This window comes from Micromonospora sp. NPDC020750 (assembly GCF_044334565.1).
Lineage (GTDB): Bacteria > Actinomycetota > Actinomycetes > Mycobacteriales > Micromonosporaceae > Micromonospora.
Genome location: NZ_JBIRTH010000002.1, coordinates 776,996 through 802,333, shown reverse-complemented (window position 1 = coordinate 802,333; position 25,338 = coordinate 776,996). Strand labels below are relative to the sequence as shown.

Annotated in this window: 21 protein-coding genes; 7 read left to right on the top strand and 14 right to left on the bottom strand. The window is 74.5% G+C overall.

Going from position 1 to position 25,338, the window contains the following annotated elements; all coding sequences use genetic code 11:
- Positions 1-58: 58 nt before the first annotated feature.
- Together ACH4T9_RS08965 and ACH4T9_RS08960 are read right to left on the bottom strand one after the other, a co-directional pair.
- The gene (locus ACH4T9_RS08965; protein ID WP_396670114.1) at positions 59-1,210 is read right to left on the bottom strand and encodes an FHA domain-containing protein; all 1,152 of its coding nucleotides are present in this window, start codon (positions 1,208-1,210) and stop codon (positions 59-61) included.
- Positions 1,207-1,500: a 4a-hydroxytetrahydrobiopterin dehydratase gene (locus tag ACH4T9_RS08960; RefSeq protein WP_396670115.1), complete on the bottom strand. Its 294-nt coding sequence runs from the start codon at positions 1,498-1,500 to the stop codon at positions 1,207-1,209. The genes ACH4T9_RS08965 and ACH4T9_RS08960 overlap by 4 nt, the downstream gene beginning before the upstream one ends.
- A gap of 26 nt (positions 1,501-1,526) precedes the next feature.
- On the opposite strand from ACH4T9_RS08960, the gene ACH4T9_RS08955 reads away from it, so the two are divergent.
- Both ACH4T9_RS08955 and ACH4T9_RS08950 read left to right on the top strand, forming a co-directional pair.
- Complete coding sequence (locus ACH4T9_RS08955; protein WP_396670116.1) at positions 1,527-1,703, top strand: hypothetical protein; 177 nt, start codon at positions 1,527-1,529, stop codon at positions 1,701-1,703.
- 6 nt (positions 1,704-1,709) lie between these two features.
- Positions 1,710-2,486: a hypothetical protein gene (locus ACH4T9_RS08950; protein WP_396670117.1), complete on the top strand. Its 777-nt coding sequence runs from the start codon at positions 1,710-1,712 to the stop codon at positions 2,484-2,486.
- Positions 2,487-2,547: 61 nt separating this feature from the next.
- On the opposite strand, the gene ACH4T9_RS08945 is transcribed toward ACH4T9_RS08950, so the two are convergent.
- From ACH4T9_RS08945 to ACH4T9_RS08925, 5 genes are all read right to left on the bottom strand, one after another.
- Complete coding sequence (locus tag ACH4T9_RS08945; RefSeq protein ID WP_396670118.1) at positions 2,548-3,597, bottom strand: fatty acid desaturase family protein; 1,050 nt, start codon at positions 3,595-3,597, stop codon at positions 2,548-2,550.
- A gap of 216 nt (positions 3,598-3,813) precedes the next feature.
- Positions 3,814-7,608: an SCO7613 C-terminal domain-containing membrane protein gene (locus ACH4T9_RS08940; RefSeq protein WP_396670119.1), complete on the bottom strand. Its 3,795-nt coding sequence runs from the start codon at positions 7,606-7,608 to the stop codon at positions 3,814-3,816.
- Positions 7,609-7,655: 47 nt separating this feature from the next.
- A complete protein-coding gene (gene cutA, locus ACH4T9_RS08935) occupies positions 7,656-7,976 on the bottom strand; it encodes a divalent-cation tolerance protein CutA (protein WP_350886905.1) in 321 nt (106 codons plus the stop codon).
- Between the two features lie 9 nt (positions 7,977-7,985).
- Positions 7,986-9,008, bottom strand: a complete 1,023-nt coding sequence (locus ACH4T9_RS08930) for a 1-acyl-sn-glycerol-3-phosphate acyltransferase (protein ID WP_396670120.1) — start codon at positions 9,006-9,008, stop codon at positions 7,986-7,988.
- Positions 9,008-9,841: a patatin-like phospholipase family protein gene (locus ACH4T9_RS08925; protein ID WP_396670121.1), complete on the bottom strand. Its 834-nt coding sequence runs from the start codon at positions 9,839-9,841 to the stop codon at positions 9,008-9,010. The genes ACH4T9_RS08930 and ACH4T9_RS08925 overlap by 1 nt, the downstream gene beginning before the upstream one ends.
- Positions 9,842-9,995: 154 nt before the next feature.
- On the opposite strand from ACH4T9_RS08925, the gene ACH4T9_RS08920 reads away from it, so the two are divergent.
- Positions 9,996-11,540, top strand: a complete 1,545-nt coding sequence (locus tag ACH4T9_RS08920) for a serine/threonine-protein kinase (RefSeq protein ID WP_396670122.1) — start codon at positions 9,996-9,998, stop codon at positions 11,538-11,540.
- 60 nt (positions 11,541-11,600) lie between these two features.
- On the opposite strand, the gene ACH4T9_RS08915 is transcribed toward ACH4T9_RS08920, so the two are convergent.
- The 7 genes from ACH4T9_RS08915 to ACH4T9_RS08885 all read right to left on the bottom strand — a co-directional run bounded on the left by ACH4T9_RS08915 (position 11,601) and on the right by ACH4T9_RS08885 (position 18,490).
- Positions 11,601-12,659 (bottom strand): glycosyltransferase, encoded by a 1,059-nt coding sequence (locus tag ACH4T9_RS08915; RefSeq protein ID WP_396670731.1) that lies wholly within the window; start codon positions 12,657-12,659, stop codon positions 11,601-11,603.
- A gap of 253 nt (positions 12,660-12,912) precedes the next feature.
- Entirely contained in the window at positions 12,913-13,584 is a 672-nt protein-coding gene (locus ACH4T9_RS08910) for a BON domain-containing protein (RefSeq protein WP_396670123.1), read from the bottom strand.
- Positions 13,585-13,758: 174 nt separating this feature from the next.
- The gene (locus ACH4T9_RS08905) at positions 13,759-15,315 is read right to left on the bottom strand and encodes a trypsin-like peptidase domain-containing protein (protein ID WP_396670124.1); all 1,557 of its coding nucleotides are present in this window, start codon (positions 15,313-15,315) and stop codon (positions 13,759-13,761) included.
- A gap of 62 nt (positions 15,316-15,377) precedes the next feature.
- Entirely contained in the window at positions 15,378-16,934 is a 1,557-nt protein-coding gene (locus ACH4T9_RS08900; RefSeq protein WP_396670125.1) for a sensor histidine kinase, read from the bottom strand.
- The gene (locus ACH4T9_RS08895; RefSeq protein ID WP_161685324.1) at positions 16,931-17,632 is read right to left on the bottom strand and encodes a response regulator transcription factor; all 702 of its coding nucleotides are present in this window, start codon (positions 17,630-17,632) and stop codon (positions 16,931-16,933) included. The genes ACH4T9_RS08900 and ACH4T9_RS08895 overlap by 4 nt, the downstream gene beginning before the upstream one ends.
- A gap of 76 nt (positions 17,633-17,708) precedes the next feature.
- Entirely contained in the window at positions 17,709-18,320 is a 612-nt protein-coding gene (locus ACH4T9_RS08890) for a PadR family transcriptional regulator (protein ID WP_396670126.1), read from the bottom strand.
- Positions 18,317-18,490: a hypothetical protein gene (locus ACH4T9_RS08885; protein ID WP_396670127.1), complete on the bottom strand. Its 174-nt coding sequence runs from the start codon at positions 18,488-18,490 to the stop codon at positions 18,317-18,319. Before ACH4T9_RS08885 ends, ACH4T9_RS08890 begins: the two co-directional genes overlap by 4 nt.
- Positions 18,491-18,614: 124 nt before the next feature.
- Between ACH4T9_RS08885 and ACH4T9_RS08880 the strand changes: the two genes are divergently transcribed.
- The 4 genes from ACH4T9_RS08880 to ACH4T9_RS08865 all read left to right on the top strand — a co-directional run bounded on the left by ACH4T9_RS08880 (position 18,615) and on the right by ACH4T9_RS08865 (position 25,257).
- Entirely contained in the window at positions 18,615-19,271 is a 657-nt protein-coding gene (locus tag ACH4T9_RS08880) for a hypothetical protein (protein ID WP_396670732.1), read from the top strand.
- 184 nt (positions 19,272-19,455) lie between these two features.
- On the top strand, positions 19,456-20,394 hold the full coding sequence (locus ACH4T9_RS08875; RefSeq protein ID WP_396670128.1) for an ABC transporter ATP-binding protein: 939 nt from the start codon (positions 19,456-19,458) through the stop codon (positions 20,392-20,394).
- Positions 20,391-21,215, top strand: coding sequence for an ABC transporter permease (locus ACH4T9_RS08870; protein WP_396670129.1), 825 nt, complete (start codon positions 20,391-20,393; stop codon positions 21,213-21,215). Before ACH4T9_RS08875 ends, ACH4T9_RS08870 begins: the two co-directional genes overlap by 4 nt.
- A 268-nt stretch (positions 21,216-21,483) precedes the next feature.
- Positions 21,484-25,257, top strand: coding sequence for a multifunctional oxoglutarate decarboxylase/oxoglutarate dehydrogenase thiamine pyrophosphate-binding subunit/dihydrolipoyllysine-residue succinyltransferase subunit (locus ACH4T9_RS08865; RefSeq protein WP_396670130.1), 3,774 nt, complete (start codon positions 21,484-21,486; stop codon positions 25,255-25,257).
- Positions 25,258-25,338 lie beyond the last annotated feature (81 nt).

Here is a 25,338-nt window from a genome sequence, read left to right as displayed (position 1 = left end):
GGCGTCGGGACCACGGTCCCGGCGCCCGCCGTCGTCCGCCCGCCCCGGCGGCCCGGGGTCAGGGCCGGGGCAGGCGCATCGCCATGGTGGGGGCCTCGGCCATCACCGAGGTGGGGGTGAACGGGGCACCCGTCGGAAGCTCGTCGGCGCGGCCGATCTGCACCCCCGGGTACAGCTCGACCATGTCGTTGGCGGAGAGCACCCGGGACTGCTGCGGCTTCAGCGGAATCCGGTCCGTCTCGGCCATCGAGCCGGACGGGCGGATGCCCGAGCCGTTGGTGCTGACGTCGGTGACGATCACCTCGCCGACCCGCAGCTCGAACCGGACGTGGCCACGGCTGATCCAGCGCCGCGCCTCGTCGTTGAGCCACTGGCCGAGCACGATCCCGCCCTGCTGCTCCGGCGCACGCCCGACCAGCACCGACTGCCCCTCGGTGAGCACGAACCGACGGCGGATCAGCCCGCCGACGCGCACGGCCAGCACCTCGGTACGCGGGCGCGGCCCGGCGTCGCCGAGCCGGGCGCCGTGCCGTGGGCAGGTCGGCACCCCGCCGCGCAGGGTGGGCGGCGGCTGCCCGGACGGGGCCCGGTCCACCCGGGCCAGGTCGGCGAACGCGCCCCCGCCCCCGCCGCCGCCGAACAGGGCGCAGCCCGGCTCGGGACAGCGCCACTGCCGGGCGAGCAGCTTCGCGCCGGTCGCCGAGCGGGTGCCGGCGACGGGCACGTTCCCGCCGCCGACGTGGCCGATGAACACCGGCCCGCCCGCGCCGGGCACCGGGGCAAGCACCCGGCCGGGCTGCTCGGCCACCCACGGGAACCGGCCGCGCAGGCCGTCGAACCGGGCCCGGCTGAGCACCGGCAGCCCGAGCAGGTCGGCGACCTCCAGCATCCGGTCGCCCGGGTTGTCGAGCACCTCCACCAGGCCGTCGTCGGCCCAGCGGCGGACCACCATCCGCTCGTTGGACGTCAGGTCGGCGTCGGAGAGCAGCGCCCGGTGCACGATCGCGTAGACCGGGACGCTGTCCTCCTCCAGGTCGCGGGCGAGCGCGTCGATCACCATGCCGAGCCGCAGCAGGCTCGCCGGCCGGCCGCCGTCGAGGTTCTGGTACCGGATCACCTCGGCCAGGTCGAGGACGGCCCGGGCCAGCGACGGGTCGGTGCAGACCCGCCCCTCGATGGCGTCGAGCACCTTGCTGATCTCGAATCTCATCGGGCACTCCGGACGATGTCGTCGACCCGCCGCGCCAACTCCAGGTCACGTTCGGTGACCCCACCCGCCGAGTGGGTGACGCAGCGGAAAGTGAGGGTCCGCCACCGGATGTCGATGTCGGGGTGATGGTCCAGCTCCTCGGCCACCTCGGCGACCCGGTCGACCACCGCGATCGCCGCCGGGAAGCTGCCCAGCTCGGTGGTACGACTGATCCCGGTCGGGTCCCCCGTCCAGTCCGCCAGGCCGCCCAGCCCGTCTCGCACCGCCTCTGCGGTGAGCACGTCTGCCATGGCCCCGACCCTACCGGCAGGGCCGGGTGACCGACTCTCCCACCACCTCGTCCCACCCCCTCACCGACCTGCGCGGACAGGCCGGGCGGCGGGCGGACGGGCCGCTGACGGACCAGCGGCTGTCGCCCCGGGCCGCTACGCTGGCCCGCGGCCCGGCCGGGCAGCCACACAACGCCGCCCGGCCCACCCTTCACGAGGAGTGATCCACAATGAACACTCGACGGCTGGCAACCACGGGGGTTGCGCTCGTCGCCGCGTTCGGTCTCGGTCTCGGCCTCACCGGCTGCGGCGACCAGGACGGAGGAGACGCGCCGGCCGGCAACGGCAACACCGGCGCGAGCTCGGCGCCCGCCACCAGCGCCCCGGCCGACGCGCTCGCCGAGCTCACCGCCGCCGCGCTGAAGCTGAACGAGCAGAGCGTCCGGGTGGACATCAAGTCCTCGGTCATGAACGGCGGCGGCCTGATGGACCCGCGGAGCAAGTCCGCCGACATGACGCTGGACCTGGGCGCCCAGGGCGGCAAGATCCGCATGGTCACCATCGGCGACGACATGTGGCTCAAGGCGAACAGCATCTCCAAGAAGTGGCTGCACATGGACGCCACCAAGCTCGGCGCCAACGGGCAGCTGAACCTGATGCCCGACGGCGACCCGGGCGGCGCCAAGAAGATGATCGGTGGCGTGGTCGAGGTGAAGAAGACCGGCGAGGGCGCCTTCTCCGGCACGCTGGACTACACCAAGGCCAACCCCGACGACAAGGACATCAAGGCGCTCGGGGCGAAGGCCAAGGCCGTCCCCTTCACCGCGAGGACCGACGCCGAGGGGCGGCTCGTCGAGCTGGACGTGGACACCAGCGTGCTGCTTGCCTCGCTGGGCAAGATGACCACCACGTACTCGGACTTCGGGGCCACCGTGTCGCCCGAGAAGCCCGCGGCCGGCGAGACCGAAGAGGCGCCGGAGTCGCTGAAGAAGGCGTTCGGCGGCTGACCTGGGCGGAGCACCGGGACGGGGCGGCACCGGTCGGCGCCGCCCCGTCGCGCGTCCGGGCTCAGCCGCGCAGCGGGCGCCCCACCTCGTGCAGGTGGGCGAGCGCCTGCCGGTACGACTCGACCAGCCCCGTCTCCGCGTACGGCAGGTCGAGCTCGGCGCAGTACGCCCGCACCAGGGGCCGGGCCCGGCGCAGGTTCCCCCGGGGCATGTTCGGGAACAGGTGGTGCTCGATCTGGTAGTTCAGCCCGCCGAGCGCGAGGTCGATGAACCGGCCGCCCCGCACGTTGCGCGCGGTGAGCACCTGCTTCCGCAGGAAGTCGAGGTCGTCGTCGGCCGTCGGCATCGGCATGCCCTTGTGGTTCGGGGCGAACGCGCACCCCATGTAGAGCCCCCACAGGCCCTGGTGGACGGCGACGAACGCCAGCGCCTTCCCCGGCGACAGCACCGCGAACAGCAGGCCGAGGTAGCCGACGGCGTGCGCCGCGAGCAACACCCCCTCGACGGCCCGGTGCCGCATCGGCGTCGCGTACCGGCCGTCCGGCCCCCGGGCGACCAGCGCCCGCACGCTCGCCACGTGCAGGGCGAGCCCTTCCAGCAGCAGCATCGGGAAGAACAGCCAGGCCTGCCGGCGGGCCAGCCGGCGGCCGAACCCCCGGGTCGCGGCGGCCTGCTCGTACGTCCAGACCAGCGCCCCGGCCCCGACGTCCGGGTCCTCGTCCTCATGGTTCGGGTTGGCGTGGTGGCGGTTGTGCTTGTCGACCCACCAGCCGTAGCTGAGCCCGACCGCCAGGTTGCCGGCGAGCAGCCCGGCCACCTCGCTGGGGCCCCGGCGGCGGAACATCTGCCGGTGCCCGGCGTCGTGCCCGAGGAACGCCACCTGGGTGGTCGCCACCGCCAGGCCGACCGCCACCGCGAGCTGCCACCACGAGTCGCCGACCAGCGGCACCGCCACCCAGCCGGCGACGAAGGCCGCCACGGTCAGCACGATCCGGGCCGCGTACCCGCCTGGCCCGCGGTCCAACAGGCCCGCCTGGCTGATCCGCCGGGACAACTCCGCGTAGTCGCTGCCCCGCCTGGCGGGCCGGTCCACTGTCGCTGCACGCACCATCTGGGCTCCTGCGTCTCCGCACCGAGTCACGCCGGACGGCGTGCCCTACCGTCAAGTCTGCGGGCAACCGGTTGCGCAGGGTAACCCGGGCCACCCCCGTCTCCGGGGTAGGGCGTGCCCTACCCCGGCCTGCCCGGGCCCCCTGCGCCCTGCCCCGCTCCCTCCGGCTTCGTCCTGTTCAACGCGCGTGCCCGCACGCGCGGAACGCCGACGGGTTCACCCCATCCGGCCGACCACCGCCCGGAGCCTGGCCAGGTCGCGTCGGCGTCGCTCGTAGGTGGCGGCCAGGCCGATCAGGGCCAGCCCGCCGACGGCCAGGAATATCCAGCGGGGCAGCAGGTCCCAGCTACGCACCAGCTCATGCAGCGCGAGCAGGGCCAGGGTGATCCCGCCGAGCAGCACCGGCGCCTGCCAGCGGCGGGCCGACCCGGCCAGTACCACGGCCAGGGCGCCGGTCCCGAGCAGCAGCCGCCGCCAGGGCTGCGGCTCCGGCGCGAACAACACCGACACCAGGCCGGGCAGCAGCGCGGCGGCCAGCCCCGGCCCGAGCGCGAGCCAGCTGTTCAGGCCCGGGCGGGTCCGCAGCGCCACCACCCCGGCGGCCAGCGCCACCCCGGCCGTCGGCAGGGTGTACGCCTCCAGCAGCACCACCCCGCCCGCGCCCAGCAGCAGCCAGGTGCCGAGCAGCTCGCTGCCCCCGGCGACGCCCGCGAACGCCCACCGCCGCCCGGTCGGCTCGCCGCGGCGCAGCAGCCGCAGCCCCACGGCGACCCCCCAGAGCACGCAGACCGCGGCGGCGTGCCGGGGCGACCCGCCGGCCAGCAGCACCGCGAGCAGGGCGACGGCCTGGGCGGCGACGTCCAGCGCCGGGCCCCGGGCGGGGTCACGCCCGGCCGGCAGCGCGGCGGCGGCCAGGACCAGCACCGCGACCGCCAGCACCGCGAACGAGGCCGAGCGCAGCGGCAGGCTGGCCGCCAGCGCGGCGGTGACCGCGAACCCGGTCGCCGCGCCGACCGCCACCAGGGCCCCGCCCAGCCGGACCGGACCCGCCCGGCCCCCGACGGCGACCATCGTGGCGACCACGACCAGCGCGCCGAGGCCGGCGAGGGTGCCGGCGCGGGTGGCGAGCAGCCCGGCCAGCCCGAACGCGGTGGCCACCAGCCCCACCGGCACGGTGACGGGGACGAGCAGCGGCCGGGGCCCGGCGAGCGCGGCGACCAACAGGGCGGCCAGCCCGGTGAGCAGGAGGACGGCCGGGACCACCGGCCACGGCGTGCCGGCGGCGGCCAGCAGCACCGGCAGCGCCGCCGCGGCGAACGGCACCGCCGACAGCCACGCACCGACCCCGCCCACCCCGCCGTCCGCCGCCCCGGCCGGCTCCCGGCCAACCCCCGCACTTTCACGGAAAGAGGGCGCACGGAACGCCGAATGGCCACGCTTTCCGGGAAAGTGCGGGGACCGGGCCGCCAACGCCGCCGCCAAGGTGAGCAGGAGCAGGGCCACGCCGGCCGGGGTGGACCCCGGGATCGTTCCGCCGGCTGGCGCGCCGGACCAGGGCAGGGCCGGCCCGCCGTGCGGGGCTACCAGCGTCGCCACGACCGCCGGGGCGGCGGCGAGGAGCGCGACCACGAGCAGCCCCAGGCCGGCGACCCGGGGCGCGCCCGGCCCGGCGAGCACCGTCAGCAGCACCGCCAGCGCGGCGTAGAGCGCCACCGGCTCGTCGGCCCGTACGACCAGCGGCGCCAGCCCGGCCAGCGCGGACCCGACGGCGAAGGCGGTCGAGGCGTAGCCGGTCAGCTCGGGCCACCAGCGGCGAACGGCGAGCAGGCCGACCAGCGCCAGCCCGACGGCGGCCAGGGCCGCCCGCGCCTGCCACCAGGGTGCCGCCCCGGCCGCGAAGCACGCGACGGCCACCATGCCCTGGAAGGCCGGCAGCGCGGCGGCCAGGGCGGCCCCGGCGACGCCCCGGCCGACGCCGGTTGCCCGGCGGCCCCGGGCGGCGACCGCCGTCCCGAGCAGCACGACCGCGCCGAGCAGCACCGCCTCCCCGGCCGGCGTGGCCAGCCCGACCAGGAGTGCGTGCCCGATCAGGGCCCCGCCGGCGACCGCCGCCACCAGCGCCTCCCACCAGGGCCGGGCCCTGGTGACCGCGTACAGCAGCAGGGCCGCTCCGACGACCAGGTCGGCGGCGGGCACCGCCGGCCACGGCACCGGCCCGACGCCCGTGAGTGCGAGGGTGCCGAACGCGACCGCGACCACCCCGGTGACCGGCCTCGTCACCCGGGGCAGCAGTGCTGCCAGCGCCACCGCCGCCAGCACCACGGCGACCGGGACCTGCCACCCCCACGACAGGTCCGGACCGGCGCCGACGCCCCGCCACGGCGGCAGCGCCCTGCCCACCGCGACCGCGCCGAGCACGACCGCGAGCAGCGCGGCGACGTGGGCGGCCCCGGTGGCCACCACCAGGGCCCCGACCCGGGGGCCGGGCCCGACCAGGCGGGGCAGCGGCCGGACCGCGCCGACCAGCGCGAGGGCGATCAGCGCCGTCGCCACGGTCAGCAGGTTCGGCCGCAGCTCCGCCACCGGCCGGAGCAGCGCCAGGGCGAGCACCGGCACCACCGCCCCGGCCGTGATCGCCCGGAACAACCGCCCGCCGGCGACCAGCGCCGCGCCGAGCAGCGTCAGGGCCACCAGCAGCAGCGGCCCTCCGGCCAGCAGCGGCGTGCCGGCGACCCGGCCCAGGGCGAGCGGCACCAGCGCGCACCCCGCCGCGACGGCCAGCGCGACCCCGTGACCCAGCCAGGCCAGCACCCGCCCGGCGGCGACGGCCGCCCCCCCGGCGGCCGTCGCCACCACCGCCGGCCCCCCGACCGCCGGTCCCGCACCCCCCGCCAGCACCGGACCGGTCGCCGCAGCCGGCACCCCCACCGGAACCGGACCGGCCCATGCACCCGGCACCACCGCCGGCCCGGGGCCGACCGCCGCACGCGGGCCGCGCAGGGCGGCGACCACGGCCAGGTTCAGCCCCGCGACGCCGACGAACACCAACGTCCACCCGGCCGCCGAGGGGCGGGCCGGGGCGGCGAGCAGGGGCAACACCGGCTGCACGGTGAGCAGCGCCGCGAACCATGGCACCGCGAGGCGGGTCAGCCGGCCGTAGCCGGCCGCCAGCGCCGCGCCGGCCCCCCCGACCAGTGCGGCGTAGCGGGCCGCCGACCAGCCGGTCACCCCGAACAGGTCCACCGACCAGGCGGCGTACCCGTCGAGCACCACCAGCAGCAGGCCCACCGCGGCGAAGGTCTCCGCGGTGCCGCGCAGCCCACGCCGCGCCAGCAGCGGCGGGACGGCCAGGGCGAGCACGGTGAAGGCGAGCAGGATCAGCGCCCGACCGACGACGCCCACGGCGGCCCACGCGACCGCCGTGAAGACCACCGCCGCAGTGCCGAGCAGCAGGCCGCCGAGGACGAAGAGCAGCCCCTGCACCGTCCGGGTGGAGGCCTCCGCTCCGCCGACCGGCGCGGCCGGCGCCGGCCGCTGCGGCGGCACCGGTCCGGGCGACCCGGCCGGCACCGGTCCGGCACCCCACACCGCCGGGACCGCCAGGGGTCCGGCGGGACCGACCGCAGGCACGGGAACGGGCCGCGCGGGACCGACCGCAGGCACGGGAACGGGCCGCGCGGGGCCGACCGCAGGCGCGGGAACGGGCCGCCCGGGGCCGACCGCGGGCCCGGCCGGCGGCGGCGCGGCCTGGCGCGGGGCGCCGACCGGGGTCGCCGCCCGCACCCGGGCCGCCAGCTCCGCCCGGCGGGTTTGCGCCGACCGCACCGCCCCGGCCAGTTCGAGGTACGTCCGGCGGGCCTGCTCCGCCCGCCCGGCGAGCCTGACGATCTCCCGGTCGAGCCGGATCACCTCGGCGGCGGCCGGGTCGGGCGGCCGGCCGCAGCGCCGGCAGCCGACGCGCAGGTCGGCGGGGGTCCCGCACCCCGGGCAGGGGTAGCCAATGGTGTCCACGCGGCCATCATGCCGACCGTGATCCGCCCCGCCCAGAGTGCGGGTACTCAGGGACGGGTCTGCTCGTGCACCCAGGCCGCGTAGTCGGGGTTGCCGCTCTCTGTCCGGGTGACCAGGATCTCCGGCACCTCGTACGGGTGGGTGGCGCGGATCTGGTCGACCAGCGCGTTCACCCGGTCCGGCGCGGTCTTGAACAGCACCGACCACTCCGAACTGGTTTCCACCGCGGACCGCCACCAGTAGGTGCTGTCCACCTGGCCGCCCACCTGCGCACAGGCGGCGAGCCGGCCGGCCACCGCGGCTGCCGCCAGAACGTCCGCGACGGAGCGGCTGTCCACCACCGTCGTCACCACGCTGATCTGCTCCACGACCGCACCCTACGCGGCATCGACCCCGTCGTGGTGCGCCGCGATCCATTCGTCGATCCGCGCCCACCAGTCGAAGAGCCAGTCGATGCGCTCCTGCTTGCCGACGGGAACCTCCTCCGGCGGCACGGACCAGAACCGCATCACGATCCGCTTGTCCATCGGCAGCTCCCGCCAGACGTCGGCGACGGTGAGCATCCGGTCCAGCCCGGTGTGCGCGACGAAGATCACCCCGGCGTCCGGGGCGGCGTCCAGGGCGGCGAGCAGCCCGCCGGGTTGCGGCGCGAGCACGTGCTGCATCCGCTCGGCGCGCAGCGCCATCCGCTCCAGCCCCAGGGACCGCAGCCGGGCGATGGCCCGCAGCCGGCGGCGCGGGGTGAAGTTGCCGCCCTCCGGGAAGATCACGAACGCGTCGTTGTCGTCCAGTCCGGTGGCGAGATGGCCGATCTGCTCGGCCACCGACCCGTCCCGGTTCCGGGCCGGGGCCAGGAACCGGTTCGGCAGCCGGTTGAGCAGCACGTCGATGGCCGGGTCCCACTGGAGGCTGTCCTTGAGCACGATCCGGGGCTCCCGGTGGAACCAGTTGACCAGCGCGTGGATCAGGATGAACGAGTCGCCGGGCCCCGCGTGCCGGCAGAGCACCAGCTCGGGTCGGCCGGGCAGCGCCGTGTCCGGGTCGGTGCCGACCACGTCGATGCTCAGCCGCAGCGTCCACCGGGCCTGCCAGAAGAGCACCCGGAGGAACCACCCGGCGAGCACGTAGTGCGCCCGCTGGAACGGCGGCGTGCCCTTCCACACCCCGAAGCCCGAGGCCAGCCAGAGCGCGAACAGGGCGAGCAGCGCCGCCGCGTCCCAGACCAGGTAGACGCAACCGATCCAGAGCAGCCGCAGCGGCCGGAGCCGACCCGGCACCAGCGGGGACAGCGCCAGCGCGGCGAACGCCCAGACCGGCAGGGTGGTCACGACCAGTACCGCGAGCAGCACCACACCGGGTGCCAGCAGCAGTCGGCGTACCCACCGGGGTGGCAGCGGCATCAGCGTTCCAGGTGGGTGGCCAGGTAGCGGCGGGAGGCGGTGTACGCGCGGCTGATCCGCCGCCCCACCGCCGCCATGTCCCGGTACGCCCACGGGCTGTCCTCGCGCGGTCCCGGCCCTCCGGTCGGCAGCACGTGCACCTGCACCCCCTCGGGCAGCGCCGCCATCTCCCGGGCGAACCGGTGCCGGCGGGCGATCTCGAACGCCACCTGGGCGATCTCCCAGGGCCGCCTGGGCGGGGTCAGCTCCCGCTCGATCCGGCCCACCTGGAGGACGAAGATCTGCCGCGCCCCGACGGCCACCGCCTCGCCGATCGGGATGGAGTTGACGATCCCGCCGTCGATGTAGTGCTGCCCGCCGATCTCGGTGGGCGGCAGCAGCCCCGGCACCGAGGCGGAGGCGAGCACGGCGGGCACCAGCGGCCCGCTGTCGAACCAGTGCTCGGCGGCCCGCTCGATGTTGGCCGCGCAGCACCGGAACGGCACCCGCAGGTCGGCGAATGTGGTCTCCTCACCGAGTTCCGCCTCCAGCAGCCGGCGCAGCGGCCGGGGCGAGTGCAGGTGGGTGCGGGCGGCGAAGCGGCGAAGCTGCCGGGCCACCGAGTCGCCGTACACCTCGCTGGCCTCGGGGGAGGCCCAGAGCCGGACCAGCCGGTCGGTGACCGCCTCGGTCGGGTCGGCGGCGACCAGCGCGCCGTTCACCGCGCCGATCGAGGTGCCGAGCACCAGGTCGGGCTGGACGTCGGCGCGGAACAGGGCACGCAGCATGCCCACCTCGACCGCACCGAGGACTCCCCCGCCGCCGAGCACGAACGCCACCGGACCGCTGATCATGCCGTCCATCCTGGCACGGCCCGTCCTGTCGGCCATCCACCGCCCGAGCTGCCACCGGCCACGGGCCGGACGGGTGGAACCGGACGGCCGTTGACACGCTGGACACATTCGCGCAACCTGATACCGCCCCGACACCAGGCAGGTGCGTTCCGTGATGGCAACACTGCACGCCGGAAGGCTGCTGGCCCGCAGGTACCGGCTCATCGACCAGATCGGCGCCGGCGGCATGTCGGTCATCTGGCGTGCCCGGGACGAGGTGCTGGATCGCACGGTGGCGCTGAAGGTGCTCGCCCCCTCGCTGGCGGCGGACGCCCGGTTCCGCGACATGGTCCGCGAGGAGGCGCGCAGCGCCGCCCAGCTCGTCCACCCGCACGTGACGGCGGTGCACGACTACGGTGAGGCGCTCGCCCCGGACGGCAGCATCACCTCGTTCGTGGTGATGGAGCTGCTCGCCGGGGAGGAGCTGGAGTACCGGCTGACCGAGGGCCCGCTGCCCTGGCCGGATGCGGTCGAGATCGGTGCCCAGGTGGCGGAGGCGCTGGCCGCGGCGCACCGACTCGGCATCGTGCACCGGGACATCACCCCGGCCAACGTGATGATGACGCCGGTCGGCGCCAAGGTGCTGGACTTCGGCATCGCCACCCACATCGGCGCACCCGACGAGGACGAGGACGGCGGCACCTTCGGCACCCCCGCGTACGTCGCCCCGGAGCGGCTGGACGGGGCGCCGGCGCAGCCCGCCACCGACATCTACTCCCTCGGGGTGCTGCTGTACGAGATGCTGACCGGGCGGGTGCCGTACCCGGCGGACACCTGGGAGCAGCTCGGCGCGGCGCTGGGAACCGGCGACGCCCCGCCCCCGCTGGAGGTGCCGGCGCTGCCGACCGAGGTGGCCCGTATCTGCCTGCGGTGCCTGTCCCGGGAGCCGCGGGACCGGCCCTCCGCCCACCGGGTCGCCCTCGCGCTACGCGATCAGCTCCTGCCGGCCGACCCGCAGGCCGCCACCATGCTCGCCCCGACCATGACCCTGCCGTCGATCGTCGGTCCGCCCGAGCCGCCGCCGGCCCCGGTCGCCGGGCCCGCCGGGCCGCCGGCCGCCGCCGGGCCGGCCGCGTCCACTCCGGACGTGGCACCGCCGGGCGAGGGCGGGCGGCGGCGCGCCCGGTCGGATCGTCGCCGCTGGCCGGTGCCGGTGCCGGTGATCGCGGTGGGGGTCGTGGTGGTCACCGGGCTGGCGCTGCTCCTGCCGACGGTGACCCGGGACGCGGACCCGCCGCCGCCCGGGGCCGCCCCGACGGGCGCCCCGACGGTGGCGGCATCGACACCCGCGCCGGATCCGTCCCCGAGCGCCCCGAGCGCGACCGCCCCGACCCGGCCGCCCGGCCGGACGCCGCCCACCCCGTCGGCGGCGACCACGCCGCCGACACCGTCCGGCGGAAGCCTGGCCGAGGCGGCCAGCCGGATCGACCAGCTCATCGAGGCGGGGGTGGCCGACGGTGGGATCCGCACCGACGTCGGCACGGACCTGCGCAACCTGCTCGGCCACGCCACCGCCGCGGGCGGCCGGGACGACCTGGCCGGCGCGGTGCGGCGGGCCCGCGACAAGGTCGCCGACCGGCGGCGCGAGGGCAGCATCACCCCGGCGTACGCCCGCCAGCTCGACACGGCCTTCGAGCAGCTCGGCGTGACCCGGGTCTGACCCGTCGGGGTCGGACCGAGGGCAACCCGACCGGGCGGCGTGGGCTCGGGGCGACGCCGGTCAGCGGGCGGTGACGGGGACCGGCCGGCGGGTCGCGGCGTGCCCGGAGGTGCCGAGGAAGTCCCGGTACACCGCCTCGTAGCCCAGAGCCATCCGGGAGGTGGAGAAGCTCTCCGCCACGTGTGCCACGCACGCCACCGGGTCCAGCCGTCCGGCCTGCCGCAGCGCGCCCGGCAGGTCCTCGGGGCGGTCGCAGACCAGACCGGTCACGCCGGGGCGGACCAGCTCCGGCACCGCCCCCCGGCGCAGCGCCACCACCGGCGTGCCGGTCGCCATCGCCTCCAGGATCACCATGCCGAACGGTTCCTCCCACTGGATCGGCATGATCAGGCAGAGGGCGTCCACGAGCATCCGCAGGGTGGCGTCCCGGTCCGCGTTGAGCACCACGGTCACGTCCTCGTCGAGCATCGGCTCGACCACCTGCTCGAAGTACCGGCGCTCGGCGGGCTCGTTGCACTTGCCGGCGAGCACCAGCGGCAGGCCCGCCGACCGGCAGGCGCGGATCGCCACGTCGGGGCCCTTGTCCGGGCTGAACCGGGCCAGCCAGAGCACCGGGCCGCGGCCCGGGACGGCCTTGTGCGGCACGTCCCCGGTGTCGAGCGCGTTGTGCACGGTGCCGACCCACGGCAGCCCCGGGTTCAGCCGGCGCTGGGTGTGTGAGATGGCCACCAGCCCGACCCCGTGGTCGGTGTTGCCGAGCACCGTGCCGTACTCGCCGACCGGGTTGCCGTGCACCGTGGCCACCGTGGGCACCGCCCGGCGGCCGGCGACCAGCGGCCCGATGGTGGTGTGGTCGTGCACGAGGTCGAAGTCGTCCGACCCGACGAGGCGGTCGACGTGGGCCAGGTGGGCCAGCTCCGGCAGCGACTCGCCGAGCCGGTCGTACTGGAGGTTGTCGCAGGTGGAGACGTATCCGGCCCGGGTGCCGTGATCCGGGCCGGCCCCGAAGACCGTCAGCGCGTGCCCCAGCTCGGCCAGCGCGTCCACCAGCCCGGCGACCACCTGTTCCAGGCCGCCGTAGCCGGGGGGTGGCACGGGCAGCCACGGTGGGACCACCATCGCGATCCGCAGCGGGTGCTCCCCCGAGCGGTCGGATGGCAGGTCGTTCACGGCCACGAGTCCTCCCCGTTGGTCCCAGTGCGCGTGATCGGCGGCGCTTTCCCGCCTGGAACGGTGGTCAAACCGGGCACCCGGCGGACCGCCCCGGTCGCCCGGCCCGGGTCGGTCCCACCAGCCGGTCGCCCCGCCCGGGTCGGTCCCACCAGCCGGTCGCCCCGCCCGGGTCGGTCCCATCAGCCGGTCGCCCGCGCCCCTAGCCGACCACCACGAGCCGGTCGTCGACGGCCCGCACCCCCGGGGCCGACCAGGCGATCCGTTCCGCCTCGTCCCGTTGCCACCAGGAGCGGACCACGCCGGTGAGGACCACGGTGTCGCCGCGCACCCGGGCCTGTACCCGCTCGGTGCCGAGGATCCGGGACACGGCCCGCTGTACGTCGTGCCGGGCGCGTTCGCCGGTCGGCCGCCGCGCTGGGCGGACCTCGACGAGGTTGGTCACCCCGCGCACGCCCCGCAGCCGGCGCAGCTCCCGTTCGGCGGTACGCCGCTGCCAGCCGAACTCCACCTCGCCCCGCAGGATCAGCCACCCGTTGGCGGCGGTGACGTCCAGCCGTTCGGCCGGCACGAAGCTGTCCCATTCCAGGGCCCGCCCGGCCGCGAGGGCCAGCTCGGTGTCGGTCTGCCCGGGGACGTCCGACGGGCGTACCTCGATGTCGTCGGCGACCGCGCGGACGCCGCGGATCCGCTGGGCGCACCGTACGGCTGCCCAGCGGTGGGCGTAGCTGTCCACCGAGCCGGTGAGGGTGACCACGCCGTGCAGCACGGCCACCCCGACCACGGTCGGCGGGACCTGGGGGTCCCAGTCCAGCTCCGCGAGGACGTCGCGGTGGATCTCCGGATCGGTCCGGGTACTCGTCGCCGTGTCCATGGTGTTCCCCCTCCCGCGCCACCCCGCGCGTGGTCACCGTGCCCGGCGAGGGGGTGAGACCGGCTCACCCGGATCGGGTGGGGGACGCGCCGGACAGGGAGAGGGCGGTGGGCGACGGAGCCAACCCCCTTGGCTCCGCCACCCACCGCCCCGGAGGAGGTAGGTCTGCTGGTGTTACGACGTCTCGGAGAGCGTGACGGTTGCCGTCGCCGCCGATCCGTTTCGCTGGTACTGCACCTCGACCCGATCGCCGACCTTGCCGGCCTGGACGGCGCCCACCAGATCGTTGGAGTCGTTGACCACGGTGTCGCCGAACTTGGTGATCACGTCGCCCCGCTGGAGGCCGGCCTTCTCGGCGGCGCTGCCCGGCGTGACGGACGCGACCACCGCGCCGCCGTCCTCGGCCGGGCTCACGCTCACCCCGAGCGAGGGGTGACTGACCTTCTCGCCGCGCTGGAGCTTCCCGGCGACGTCCTTGGCCTTGTTGCTCGGGATGGCGAAGCCGACGCCGATGTTGCCGGTGCTCTGCCCGGAGGTGGCGATGGCGGTGTTGATGCCGATCACCTCGCCCCGGGTGTTGACCAGCGCGCCACCGGAGTTGCCCGGGTTGATCGGGGCGTCGGTCTGGAGCAGCCCGGCGATCGAGCTGACGCCCTGGCTCGGGTTCTGCTGCTGGCCCTCGCCGGCCTGGATCGTGCGGTCCCGGGCGCTGACGATGCCCGAGGTGACCGAGCCCTGCAGCCCCAGCGGGCTGCCCAGGGCCAGCACCTGGTCACCGACCTGCATGCCGTCGCTGTCGCCGAACTTGGCGGCCTTGAGGCCGCTGACCCCGTTGGCCTTCACCACGGCCAGGTCGGTCTTCGGGTCGGTGCCGACGATCTTCGCCTCGGCGTTCTTGCCGTCGGCGAAGATCACCCGCAGGGTTTCGCCGCTGGCGGAGGCCACCACGTGGTTGTTCGTGAGCACGTAGCCGTCGGCGCTGAGAATGACGCCGGAGCCCTCGCCGCTGCCGGTGGTGATCGAGACCACGCTGTCCTGCACGGCGGCGGCGATCTTCGGCAGGTCGGCGCTGTTGATCACCGGCGCGGCGGAGTAGGTGCGGGTGATCCCGCCCGAGTCGCCGTCCACGGCGAGCGCGAGCGCGCCACCGGCGACACCGGAGCCGAGCATCAGCGCGAACACCGCGACACCCGCGCCGGCCAGCTTGGCGACCCGGCTCGGCTTGGGGGCCGGGCCCTGCGCCCACTGCGGGACCTGCTGGCCGGGGTGCTGCGGCGGCACTGGACCGCCCGGGTACGTGGGAGTCCCGGCGTGCGGGGCGTACTCGGGGGTCGCCGGCCCGTGCTGGCCCCCCGCGGCCCAGCCGGACTGCTGCCCGGGCTGCCAGGGGCTCGTCGGGTACTGCCCGGCCGGCTGCTGCTGCCCGGCGACCGGGTACGGCGCGCCGGACGGGGTGGCGGCCGGCGGGGCGTACCCGCCGTACGGGTACGGGCCGGGGCCGGAGACCGGGGCGGCGGAGGCGGGCGCGGCACCCGAAGCGTGGGAGGCGGGCGCGTCAGTCGTGGCTGCGGAGGGGGGCATGGGGGCGGTCGGCACGGCCGGAGCGTATGGCTGGACGGCCGGGGAGTCGGACTGCCCGGGCTCGCGGCGGGACAGCTCGGCGGTGGGGTACGACGGCTCGGCGTCGGAGGGTGCCGGCCGCCGCTGCGGGTCGGTCTCGTACTCGGTCATGTGTCCACCTTCTCTCCTGCCACTGCGATCAGCCTGGAACCAGCCTGGAAGTTGCCTGAAAGTCAGTCGCCCGGATCGTCGATGTCCGGCAGCAGCGGCAGCCGGACCCGGAAGGTCGCGCCCCCGCCGGGAGTCTCGGCGACCTCGACGGCACCGTGGTGGGCGGCCACCAACGCCGCCACGATGGCCAGGCCCAGCCCGGTCCCGGTGGCCCCGCCGGCCCGGCGGGTGCGGGCGGCGTCGGCCCGGTAGAAGCGTTCGAAGACCCGCTCGGCCTGTTCCGGGGAGAGCCCGCGGCCGGTGTCCGCCACCTCGACCACCGCCAGGTTCCCCGGCTCGGTACGCAGCCGCAGGGTCACCGAGGCGTCCGGCGGGGTGTGGGTGAGCGCGTTGGTCATCAGGTTGCCGATCACCTGGCGCAGCCGGGCGTCGTCGCCGAGCACCACCAGCGGCCCGGAGCCGGGCTCGATCTCCAGCTCGACCCGCCGGTCCGGGGCCACCACCCGGGCGGCCTGCACGGCATCGCCGGCCAGCAGCGGCAGCTCCACCGGGGCGAGCGAGAGCGGGCGCTCCCGGTCCAGCCGGGCCAGCAGCAGCAGGTCCTCCACCAGCAGCCCCATTCGGGACGCCTCGTCCTCGATCCGGCGCAGCAGGCCGGCGGTCTCCTCGGGGGCCCGGGCGGCCCCCTGCCGGTACAGCTCGGCGAAGCCCCGGATGGTGGTCAGCGGCGTACGCAGCTCGTGCGAGGCGTCGGCGACGAACTGCCGCATCCGCTCCTCGGAGCGCCGGGCCCTGGTCTCGGACGCCTGGGCGGCGGCTGCCGCGTCGCGGGCGCCGGCCTCGGCCGACCGGGCGGCGATCTCCGAGGCGGCGCGGGCGGTGAACGCGGCCTCGATCTGGGCGAGCATGGTGTTCAGCGCCCGGGACAGCCGCCCCAGCTCCGAGGTGGGGCAGGGCTGCCCCTCCTCCGGGTCGGGAACCCGCCGGGTCAGGTCGCCGCCGGCGATGGCCCCGGCGGTGCGTTCGATGTCCACCAGCGGTTTGAGGCTGGTCCGCACGATCGCCGCCCCGATGGAGGCGAGCAGGATCAGCACCGCCCCGCCGACCAGTAGGTCTATCCAGACCAGCCGCTTGACCGCCTGGTCCACGTCGGTGAGGTTCTGCGCGATGGCGACCATCTGCCCGTTCGGAAGCTCCGCGTAGATGATCCGCCAGCGCACCCCGCTGTTGCGGGCCGGGACCGTCCTCGGCTCGCTGGCCTGGGCCGCGAAGCCGGCCGCGTCGCTCGGCCAGGACGGCAGGTCGTCGGCGTGGAACCGGCCCCTGTCGTACTCGACGATGTCCGCCACCCCGGTCCGCCCGTCGGTGGCCACCAGCAGGTAGTCGGTGGGAATGATCGATTTGGTCTGCTGCGCGGTGATCAACGTCGTCCTGAGGTTGTTCACCGCGCCTTCTAGCTCGCCGTCGACCTGGTCGATCAGGTAGTTGCGCAGGAAGTACGTGGTCAGCGAGCTGATCACCACGAGGGCGACGGCGACCAGCGTCAGCACGGCCGCGACCAGCTTCACCCGCAGCGGTACGCTCCGCAGCCGCCCCTTCGCCTGGGCGACGGCGTTCACGCCGCCGGCTTGCGCAGGACGTACCCCACTCCGCGCAGGGTGTGGATCAGGCGGGGCTGGGTGTTGTCGACCTTGCGCCGCAGGTAGGAGATGTACGACTCGACGATGTTGTCGTCGCCCCGGAAGTCGTAGTTCCACACGTGGTCGAGGATCTGCGCCTTGGACAGCACCCGGTTGGCGTTGAGCATCAGGTACCGCAGCAGCTTGAACTCGGTCGGCGAGAGCTGCACCCGCTGCCCGGCCCGGTGCACCTCGTGGGTCTCCTCGTCCAGCTCCAGGTCGGCGAAGGTGAGCCGGGACGGGGCCTGCTCGCCGCTGGCCGTCCGGCGCAGCACGGCCCGGATCCGGGCGGTCAACTCCTCCAGGCTGAACGGCTTGGTGACGTAGTCGTCGCCGCCCAGGGTCAGCCCGCGGATCTTGTCGTCGGTGGCGTCCCGGGCGGTCAGGAAGACCACCGGGGTACGCGTGCCGCCCTCGCGGAGCATCCGGATGACCTCGAACCCGTCGAGGTCGGGCAGCATCACGTCGAGGACCACCAGGTCGGGGCGGTGGTCCTTGGCGGCGCTCAGCGCGGCGCTCCCGCTGGTCGCGGTGGCCACGTCGAAGCCGGCGAAGCGGAGGCTCGCGGAGAGCAGTTCGAGGATGTTGGGGTCGTCCTCGACGACGAGCAGTCGCGCCTCGGTCTGGGTAGCGGCCATGCCGACCATCATCCGTGACGTCGCTGCGCCCACGCTGGGCGGTTGCTGGAAAAACCCTGAGAGCTCCGCCGGCCGGTCAGCGCAGCAGGTGGCGCAGCCCGTCCAGGGCGCCGTCGAGCGCCCGGATCGCCGCGCGGAGCTGGGCGTCGCTGAGCCGGCCGGAGCGGACCAGGCCGCCGACCTCGACGGTGAACGCGGCCAGCCGCTGGTCGAACTCGGCCAGCAGGGGCGACTCCCCCGCCGGGGTGTCCGGCCGCGCCGGGCCCGGGGGCGGCGGCTCCCAACTGGTACGCCGGGTCTGCCTGGTGGCCCCGCGCAGCTCCCGCTTGAGGTCGTGGATCGAGCCGCGCACCTCGGAGCGGATCTCGCCGGCCAGGGCGGAGAGGTCCGCCACCGAGGCGCTGATGTCGGACTCCAGGGTGGCCAGTTCGCCGGCCCGCTGGCGCAGCTCGGCCCGGCCCGCCTCAGTGATCTCGTAGACCTTGCGACCACCGGCTGCGGTGTGGGTCACCAGCCCCTCGACCTCCAGCCGCTGGAGCCGGGGGTAGATGGTGCCGGCACTGGGCGCGTACAGGCCGAGGAAACGGTCCTCCAGCAGGCGGATCAGCTCGTACCCGTGCTTGGGGCCGTCGTCGAGGAGCTTGAGCAGGTAGAGCCGGAGCCGCCCGTGGCTGAACACGGCGGTCACGGCAGCTCCTCCATCTCGTCGTCGACCGGGCGGGCGAGCAGCGCGATGCTGCCGGAGGTCGCGGACGCCCAGAGCTTACCCGCGCCCGTGCCGATGACCCCCTCGCTCTCCCGCATGCCGCCGGACGTGCCCGGGCGGCGCGTCCACGAGGAGAACCTAACGCGATACATCGCGACTGAACAAGACCGTCGCGTGTCGGGAAGGCGTCCGGTGGACGCCGCCGGGCCGTCGGCCCGGACCGGGATGAGAGGGTGGTCCACGTCACCGGAGACGTCAGGAGGACCGTCCATGACAGTGATCATCCCGGCGCGGTTCAACGGTCCGCCCGGCTCGGGCAACGGCGGCTGGACCGCCGCCGCTCTCGCCGCCGCCACCGGGCACGACGGGCCGGTCGAGGTGACGCTGCGGCAGCCGCCGCCGCTGGAGACCCCGCTGACCGTGGCCGGCGGGGAGGTCCGCGACCCCGGTGGCCGGCTGATCGCCGAGGTGCGGCCGGGCGGGGACGCCCCGGAGGCGGTGCCGCCGGTGGACCTCGGCACGGCGCGGGCCGCCGCGGCGGCGTACCCCGGGCTGAGAGAGCATCCCTTTCCCGGCTGCTACGTCTGCGGGCCGGACCGGGTCGACGGCCTGCGGATCTTCCCCGGCCGGCTGCCGGACGGGCGGACGGCCGCGCCGTTCACCGCCCCGGCCGAGGTCACCCCCGCGACGGTCTGGGCGGCGCTGGACTGCTCCGGAGGCTGGGCCGTGATCGGCCCCGGCCGCCCGTACGTGCTCGGCCGGATCGCCGCCGTGCTGGACGCGCTGCCGGCCCCGGGCGACGAGTGCGTGGTCACCGGCGTGGCGGACGAAACCCGGGGGCGCAAGGCGCTGGTCCGCACCGCCCTGTACGGCCCCGACGGCCGCCTGCTGGGCCGCGCCCGGGCCACCTGGATCGCGCTGCCCGGGGCGTGACCGGCGGGGGCGGGGCGGGCGGCCTCGTCCCTGGGGAGGATGCCCTCCTGCCTGAGACGGAGTCGGGTGTAGGTGTCGCGCCTGATTGACCTGGTTGCGCCGGCTTGCCACGCTGTGCGACGGCGCATCCGCAACAGCGCCGCACACGTCGGCGCGTCCACGCGCCACGCACGGGAGGAGAACGATGTCTGACGGGCAGCGAAGCCCCACCATCGGCAGCGGTCAGATCGTGGTGTCCGGCCTGACGAAGCAGTACAAGAACGTCCGGGCGGTCGACAATCTGTCGTTCACGGTCGCATCGGGGCGGGTGACCGGCTTCCTCGGCCCGAACGGCGCCGGCAAGACCACGACGCTGCGCATGCTGCTGAACCTGGTCACCCCGAGCAGCGGCGGCGCGACCATCGGCGGCCAGCGGTACGTCGACCTGGCCGACCCGCTGCGCCACGTCGGCGCGGTGCTGGAGGCGTCCAGCGCGCACAAGGGCCGCACCGGGATCAACCACCTGCGGGTGATCTGCGCGGCGGCCGGGCTGCCGAAGCAGCGGGCCGACGAGGTCCTCGCCCTGGTCGGGCTGACCCCGGCGGCGAAGCGCAAGTTCAAGGGCTACTCACTGGGCATGAAGCAGCGCCTCGGCATCGCCGCCGCGATGCTCGGCGACCCCCGGGTGCTGATCCTCGACGAGCCGGCGAACGGGCTCGACCCCGAGGGCATCCGGTGGATGCGTGGCTTCCTCAAGGGTCTGGCCCACGAGGGCCGTACGGTGCTGGTCTCCAGCCACCTGTTGTCGGAGATGCAGCTGCTCGCCGACGACGTGGTGATCATCGCGGCCGGCAAGCTGATCCGGCAGGGGCCGGTCGAGCAGGTGCTCGGCTCGATGGCGCAGGGCGGCCAGGTGCGGGTGCGTACCCCGCAGGCCGAGGAACTGGTCACGGCGCTGCGCGAGCAGTCCGCGACGGTGGAGACCGGCGAGCACGGCGTGCTCCTGGTCAGCGGGCTGGACGCCCCGGCCATCGGCCGGGCCGCCCTGGCCGCGAAGGTGGAGCTGCACGAACTGACCCCGGAACGACCCGACCTGGAGCGGGTCTTCCTGGAGCTGACGGCCGGAAAGGCGGGCATCCGATGAACCTCGTCCGATCCGAGCTGCTCAAGATCCGGACCACCAGCACCTGGTGGATCTTCGGGCTCATCTCGCTACCGCTGTGGGCCCTCGCCCTGCTGTTCAACTGGTTGCAGACCGACGCGCTGGCCAGCGGGGGCTTCGAAGACGTGCCGGCCGAGCAGGCCGACCAGATCCAGGCCGTGCAGTCGGTGGACAGCCTGGCCGCCAACATCTACACCAACGGCCAGTTCTTCGGGCTGCTCATCGTGATGCTGCTGGGCATCATCGTGGTGACCAGCGAGTTCTTCCACCAGACGGTGACCACCACGTTCCTCACGGTGCCGCACCGCACGGCGGTCATGGTGGCCAAGCTGATCGCCGGGGCCGTGCTCGCGATGCTGTTCTGGCTGGTCACCACCGTGCTCAACCTGGTGTTCGGCGCGCTGATCCTGAACAGCGTGGACGTCGGCACCCAGTTCGGCAGCGGCGCAATCTGGCGGGCGATCGGGCTGAACGCACTGGCGTACCTGCTCTGGTCGGTGCTGGGGGTCGGGATCGGGGTGCTGATCCGCAGCCAGATCGGCGCGACGGTCACCGGCATCCTGCTCTACCTGGGCGGCTCGATCGGGGCCGTCGCCGTGCTGGCCCTCCTGGCCGACCGGTACGGCGAGTGGATCAACAAGCTCCAGGTGGTGGTGCCCTCGCTGGCGTCGTCGCTGATGGTCAGCGGGGTCGAGATCCCGGGCAACCCGCCCCGCTGGGCGGGGGCTGCGGTGCTGATCGGGTACGCCGTGCTCGCCGGCCTGATCGGCGCCCTCACCATCCGGCGGCGGGACATCTCCTGACGCCTGCGGTCGACGCGGCGACCCGGCCCCGGGGCGTGATCCAGTGATCACGCCCCGGGGCCGGGCCCGTTCCAGCCGGCGGTCAACTGGACACGCGGCGTCGACCGGACTTCTGCATCTTCTGTGAAACGGACCACCCACCGGAGCCGGAAATGCCTAGCGTGTTCCTACGGCGTAGCCTGGGAGCCGTCTTCCGTCCACCCGCGTACCGGGCAACGGCTGACACCGCGTGACACACAAACCCGCGTGAAAGAGGCGATTACCGGCCGTGTCGACCCAGCAGACTTCGCAGGAGAACCCACTGGCGGGTTTCGGCCCGAACGAGTGGATCGTCGAGGAGATGTACCAGCGCTACCTCGCCGACCCAAGCAGCGTCGATTCGGCCTGGCATGACTTCTTCGCCGACTATCGGCCGGCGCCCGGCGCCGCCACACCGCGCCCCGACGGCAAGGCCGACAAGGCGGCTGCCGCCGCGCCGGAGCCCGCCGGGCAACAGGAGGCCGCCGCCGTCGCCCAGCCGGTTGCGAAGGCCGAGCCGGCCGCGCCGAAGACGGAGCCGGCCGCGCAGCCCGCCGCGCAGCCCGCCCCGGCGAAGGCCACGCCCGCGAAGGCCGCGCCCGCGAAGCCCGCCCCGGCCGCGAAGCCCGCCGCGTCCGCCAAGGCCACCCCGGCGAAGCCGGCCGTCTCCGGCCCGCAGACCACTCCGCTGCGGGGCGTCGCCGCGAAGATCGTCCAGAACATGGACGCCTCGCTGAGCGTGCCGACCGCGACGAGCGTGCGGTCCGTCCCGGCCAAGCTGCTGGTGGACAACCGCATCGTGGTCAACAACCACCTCGCCCGCGGGCGAGGTGGCAAGGTCAGCTTCACCCACCTGATCGGGTACGCGATGGTCCGGGCGCTCGTCGAGCACCCGGAGATGAACAACTCCTTCGCCGAGGTCAACGGCAAGCCGGCGATGGTCCGCCCCGAGCACGTCAACCTGGGCATCGCGATCGACCTGGCCAAGCCCGACGGCTCCCGCAACCTCGTGGTCCCGTCGATCAAGGGCTGCGAGCGGATGGACTTCCGGCAGTTCTGGCAGGCGTACGAGGACGTGGTCCGTCGCGCCCGCCGCAACGAGCTGACCATGGACGACTACTCCGGCACCACGATCTCGCTGACCAACCCGGGCGGCATCGGCACGGTGCACTCGATCCCGCGCCTGATGGCCGGTCAGAGCGCCATCATCGGCGTCGGCGCCATGGAGTACCCGGCGCCGTACCAGGGGATGAGCGAGGCCACCCTGGCCGAGCTGGCCGTCAGCAAGATCATCACCCTGACCAGCACGTACGACCACCGGATCATCCAGGGCGCGCAGTCCGGCGAGTTCCTCAAGGTCATGCACGAGCTGCTGCTCGGCGAGCACGCCTTCTACGACCAGATCTTCACCTCGCTGCGCATCCCGTACGAGCCGGTGCGCTGGATGCGGGACGTCGCGGTCGACTCCGAGGGTCAGATCAACAAGACCGCGCGGGTGCACGAGCTGATCCACGCGTACCGGGTGCGCGGTCACCTGATGGCCGACACCGACCCGCTGGAATTCAAGATCCGCAAGCACCCGGACCTGGACGTGCTCCAGCACGGGCTGACCCTGTGGGACCTCGACCGGGTCTTCCCGGTCAACGGCTTCGCCGGCAAGCAGCGGATGAAGCTGCGGAGCATCCTCGGCGTGCTGCGCGACTCGTACTGCCGCCGGGTCGGCGTGGAGTACATGCACATCCAGGACCCGGAGGAGCGGCGCTGGATCCAGGAGCGGATCGAGCGCAAGTACGAGAAGCCCAGCACCGACGAGCAGAAGCACGTGCTCAACCGGCTCAACGCCGCCGAGGCGTTCGAGACCTTCCTGCAGACCAAGTACGTCGGCCAGAAGCGCTTCTCGCTGGAGGGCGGCGAGTCGCTGATCCCGCTGCTCGGCGAGGTGCTGGAGTCCTCCGCCGAGGCGGGGCTCGACGAGGTCGTCATCGGCATGGCCCACCGCGGCCGGCTCAACGTGCTGGCCAACATCGTCGGCAAGCCGTACGAGAAGATCTTCTCGGAGTTCGAGGGGCACCTCGACCCGCGCTCCACCCAGGGCTCGGGCGACGTGAAGTACCACCTCGGCCAGAACGGCAAGTTCACCACCCCGGACGGCGAGCACGCCGTCAAGGTGTCGGTGGTGGCGAACCCGTCGCACCTGGAGGCCGTCGACCCGGTGCTGGAGGGCATCGTCCGGGCCAAGCAGGACCGGATCGACCTCAAGCTGGAGGGGTACACGGTGCTGCCGCTGGCGGTGCACGGTGACGCCGCCTTCGCCGGCCAGGGCGTGGTCGCCGAGACGCTCAACCTGTCGCAGCTGCGCGGATACCGCACCGGGGGCACGGTGCACGTGGTGGTCAACAACCAGGTCGGCTTCACCACCGCGCCGGAGCACTCCCGGTCCAGCCTCTACAGCACCGACGTGGCCCGGATGATCGAGGCCCCGATCCTGCACGTCAACGGCGACGACCCCGAGGCCGTGGTCCGGGTCGCCCGGCTGGCGTTCGAGTACCGGCAGGCGTTCAACAAGGACGTCGTGATCGACATGGTCTGCTACCGCCGGCGCGGGCACAACGAGGGCGACGACCCGTCGATGTCCAACCCGCAGATGTACAAGATCATCGACTCGAAGCGGTCGGTCCGGAAGCTGTACACCGAGGAGCTGATCGGCCGGGGCGACATCACCGTGGAGGACGCGGAGGAGCTGCTGCGCGACTACCAGTCGCAGCTGGAGCGGGTCTTCAAGGCCACCCGGGACGCCGCCTCGGCGCCGAAGCAGCCGGCCCGGCAGCGCCGCGAGGACGAGCCGGAGCCGCAGGTGGAGACCGCCACCAGTGTCGACGTGGTCAAGGCGGTCGGCGACGCACACGTCAACCTGCCGGAGGGCTTCACCCCGCACAAGCGGATCCAGCAGCTGCTCGACCGGCGGGCCAAGATGTCCGTCGAGGGCAACATCGACTGGGGCTTCGGCGAGATCATCGCCCTCGGCGCGCTGCTGCACGACGGGGTCACCGTCCGGCTCGCCGGGCAGGACTCGCGTCGTGGCACGTTCGTGCAGCGACACGCGTCCGTGGTGGACGCCAAGACCGGCGCCGACCACCTGCCGTTGCAGTCGCTCACCGCCGACGGCGAGCGGTCCCGGTTCTTCGTGCACGACTCGCTGCTCAGCGAGTACGCGGCGATGGGCTTCGAGTACGGCTACTCGGTGGAGAACATCAACGCGCTGGTCGCCTGGGAGGCCCAGTTCGGCGACTTCGTCAACGGCGCCCAGTCGGTGATCGACGAGTTCATCTCCTCCGGCGAGGTGAAGTGGGGCCAGCGCTCCGCGGTCACCCTGCTGCTGCCGCACGGCCACGAGGGTCAGGGCCCGGACCACACCTCCGGCCGCCCGGAACGGTTCCTTCAGCTCTGCGCCGAGGACAACATGCGGGTGGCCATCCCGACCACCCCGGCGAGCTACTTCCACCTGCTGCGCCGCCAGGCGCTGTCGCCCAAGCGCAAGCCGCTGGTGGTGTTCACGCCGAAGTCGCTGCTGCGGCACAAGCTCTGTGTGTCCCCGGTCGAGGACTTCACCACCGGCACCTTCCAGCCGGTGCTGCGCGACACCGCCGCTCCGGCGCCGGAGCAGGTGAAGCGGGTGCTGCTCTGCTCGGGCAAGGTCTACTACGACCTGTTCCAGGCCCGGGCCGACCGGGGCGTCACCGACACCGCGATCCTCCGGATGGAGCAGCTCTACCCGCTGCCCGTCGAGGAGATCCGGGCCGCCCTGGCGCAGTACCCGAACGCCGAGGACTACGCCTGGGTGCAGGAGGAGCCGGCCAACCAGGGCGCGTGGAGCTTCGTCGCGCTCAACCTGCTGGAGCACCTGAGCGAGATCAGGCTGCGCCGCATCTCCCGCCCGGCCGCCGCCGCCCCTGCGGTCGGCTCGGCCAAGATGCACGAGGTCGAGCAGAACGCGCTGATCGAGGCGGCCCTGCCCCGCCCGTGACCTGACCGCACCGCGCGCAGCGGGGCAGCGACCGTCACCACGACGGGCCGCTGCCCCGCTGCGCGTCGGCGGACCACCCGA

Coding starts and splice junctions, on each gene's coding strand:
- ACH4T9_RS08950 (WP_396670117.1), top strand. CDS start 1,710: ATGAACACTCGACGGCTGGCAACCACGGGGGTTGCGCTCGTCGCCGCG.
- ACH4T9_RS08930 (WP_396670120.1), bottom strand. CDS start 9,008: ATGCCGCTGCCACCCCGGTGGGTACGCCGACTGCTGCTGGCACCCGGT.
- ACH4T9_RS08905 (WP_396670124.1), bottom strand. CDS start 15,315: ATGACCGAGTACGAGACCGACCCGCAGCGGCGGCCGGCACCCTCCGAC.
- ACH4T9_RS08925 (WP_396670121.1), bottom strand. CDS start 9,841: ATGATCAGCGGTCCGGTGGCGTTCGTGCTCGGCGGCGGGGGAGTCCTC.
- ACH4T9_RS08920 (WP_396670122.1), top strand. CDS start 9,996: ATGGCAACACTGCACGCCGGAAGGCTGCTGGCCCGCAGGTACCGGCTC.
- ACH4T9_RS08960 (WP_396670115.1), bottom strand. CDS start 1,500: ATGGCAGACGTGCTCACCGCAGAGGCGGTGCGAGACGGGCTGGGCGGC.
- ACH4T9_RS08895 (WP_161685324.1), bottom strand. CDS start 17,632: ATGGCCGCTACCCAGACCGAGGCGCGACTGCTCGTCGTCGAGGACGAC.
- ACH4T9_RS08945 (WP_396670118.1), bottom strand. CDS start 3,597: ATGGTGCGTGCAGCGACAGTGGACCGGCCCGCCAGGCGGGGCAGCGAC.
- ACH4T9_RS08875 (WP_396670128.1), top strand. CDS start 19,456: ATGTCTGACGGGCAGCGAAGCCCCACCATCGGCAGCGGTCAGATCGTG.
- ACH4T9_RS08965 (WP_396670114.1), bottom strand. CDS start 1,210: ATGAGATTCGAGATCAGCAAGGTGCTCGACGCCATCGAGGGGCGGGTC.
- ACH4T9_RS08885 (WP_396670127.1), bottom strand. CDS start 18,490: ATGTATCGCGTTAGGTTCTCCTCGTGGACGCGCCGCCCGGGCACGTCC.
- ACH4T9_RS08870 (WP_396670129.1), top strand. CDS start 20,391: ATGAACCTCGTCCGATCCGAGCTGCTCAAGATCCGGACCACCAGCACC.
- ACH4T9_RS08915 (WP_396670731.1), bottom strand. CDS start 12,659: ATGGTGGTCCCACCGTGGCTGCCCGTGCCACCCCCCGGCTACGGCGGC.
- ACH4T9_RS08910 (WP_396670123.1), bottom strand. CDS start 13,584: ATGGACACGGCGACGAGTACCCGGACCGATCCGGAGATCCACCGCGAC.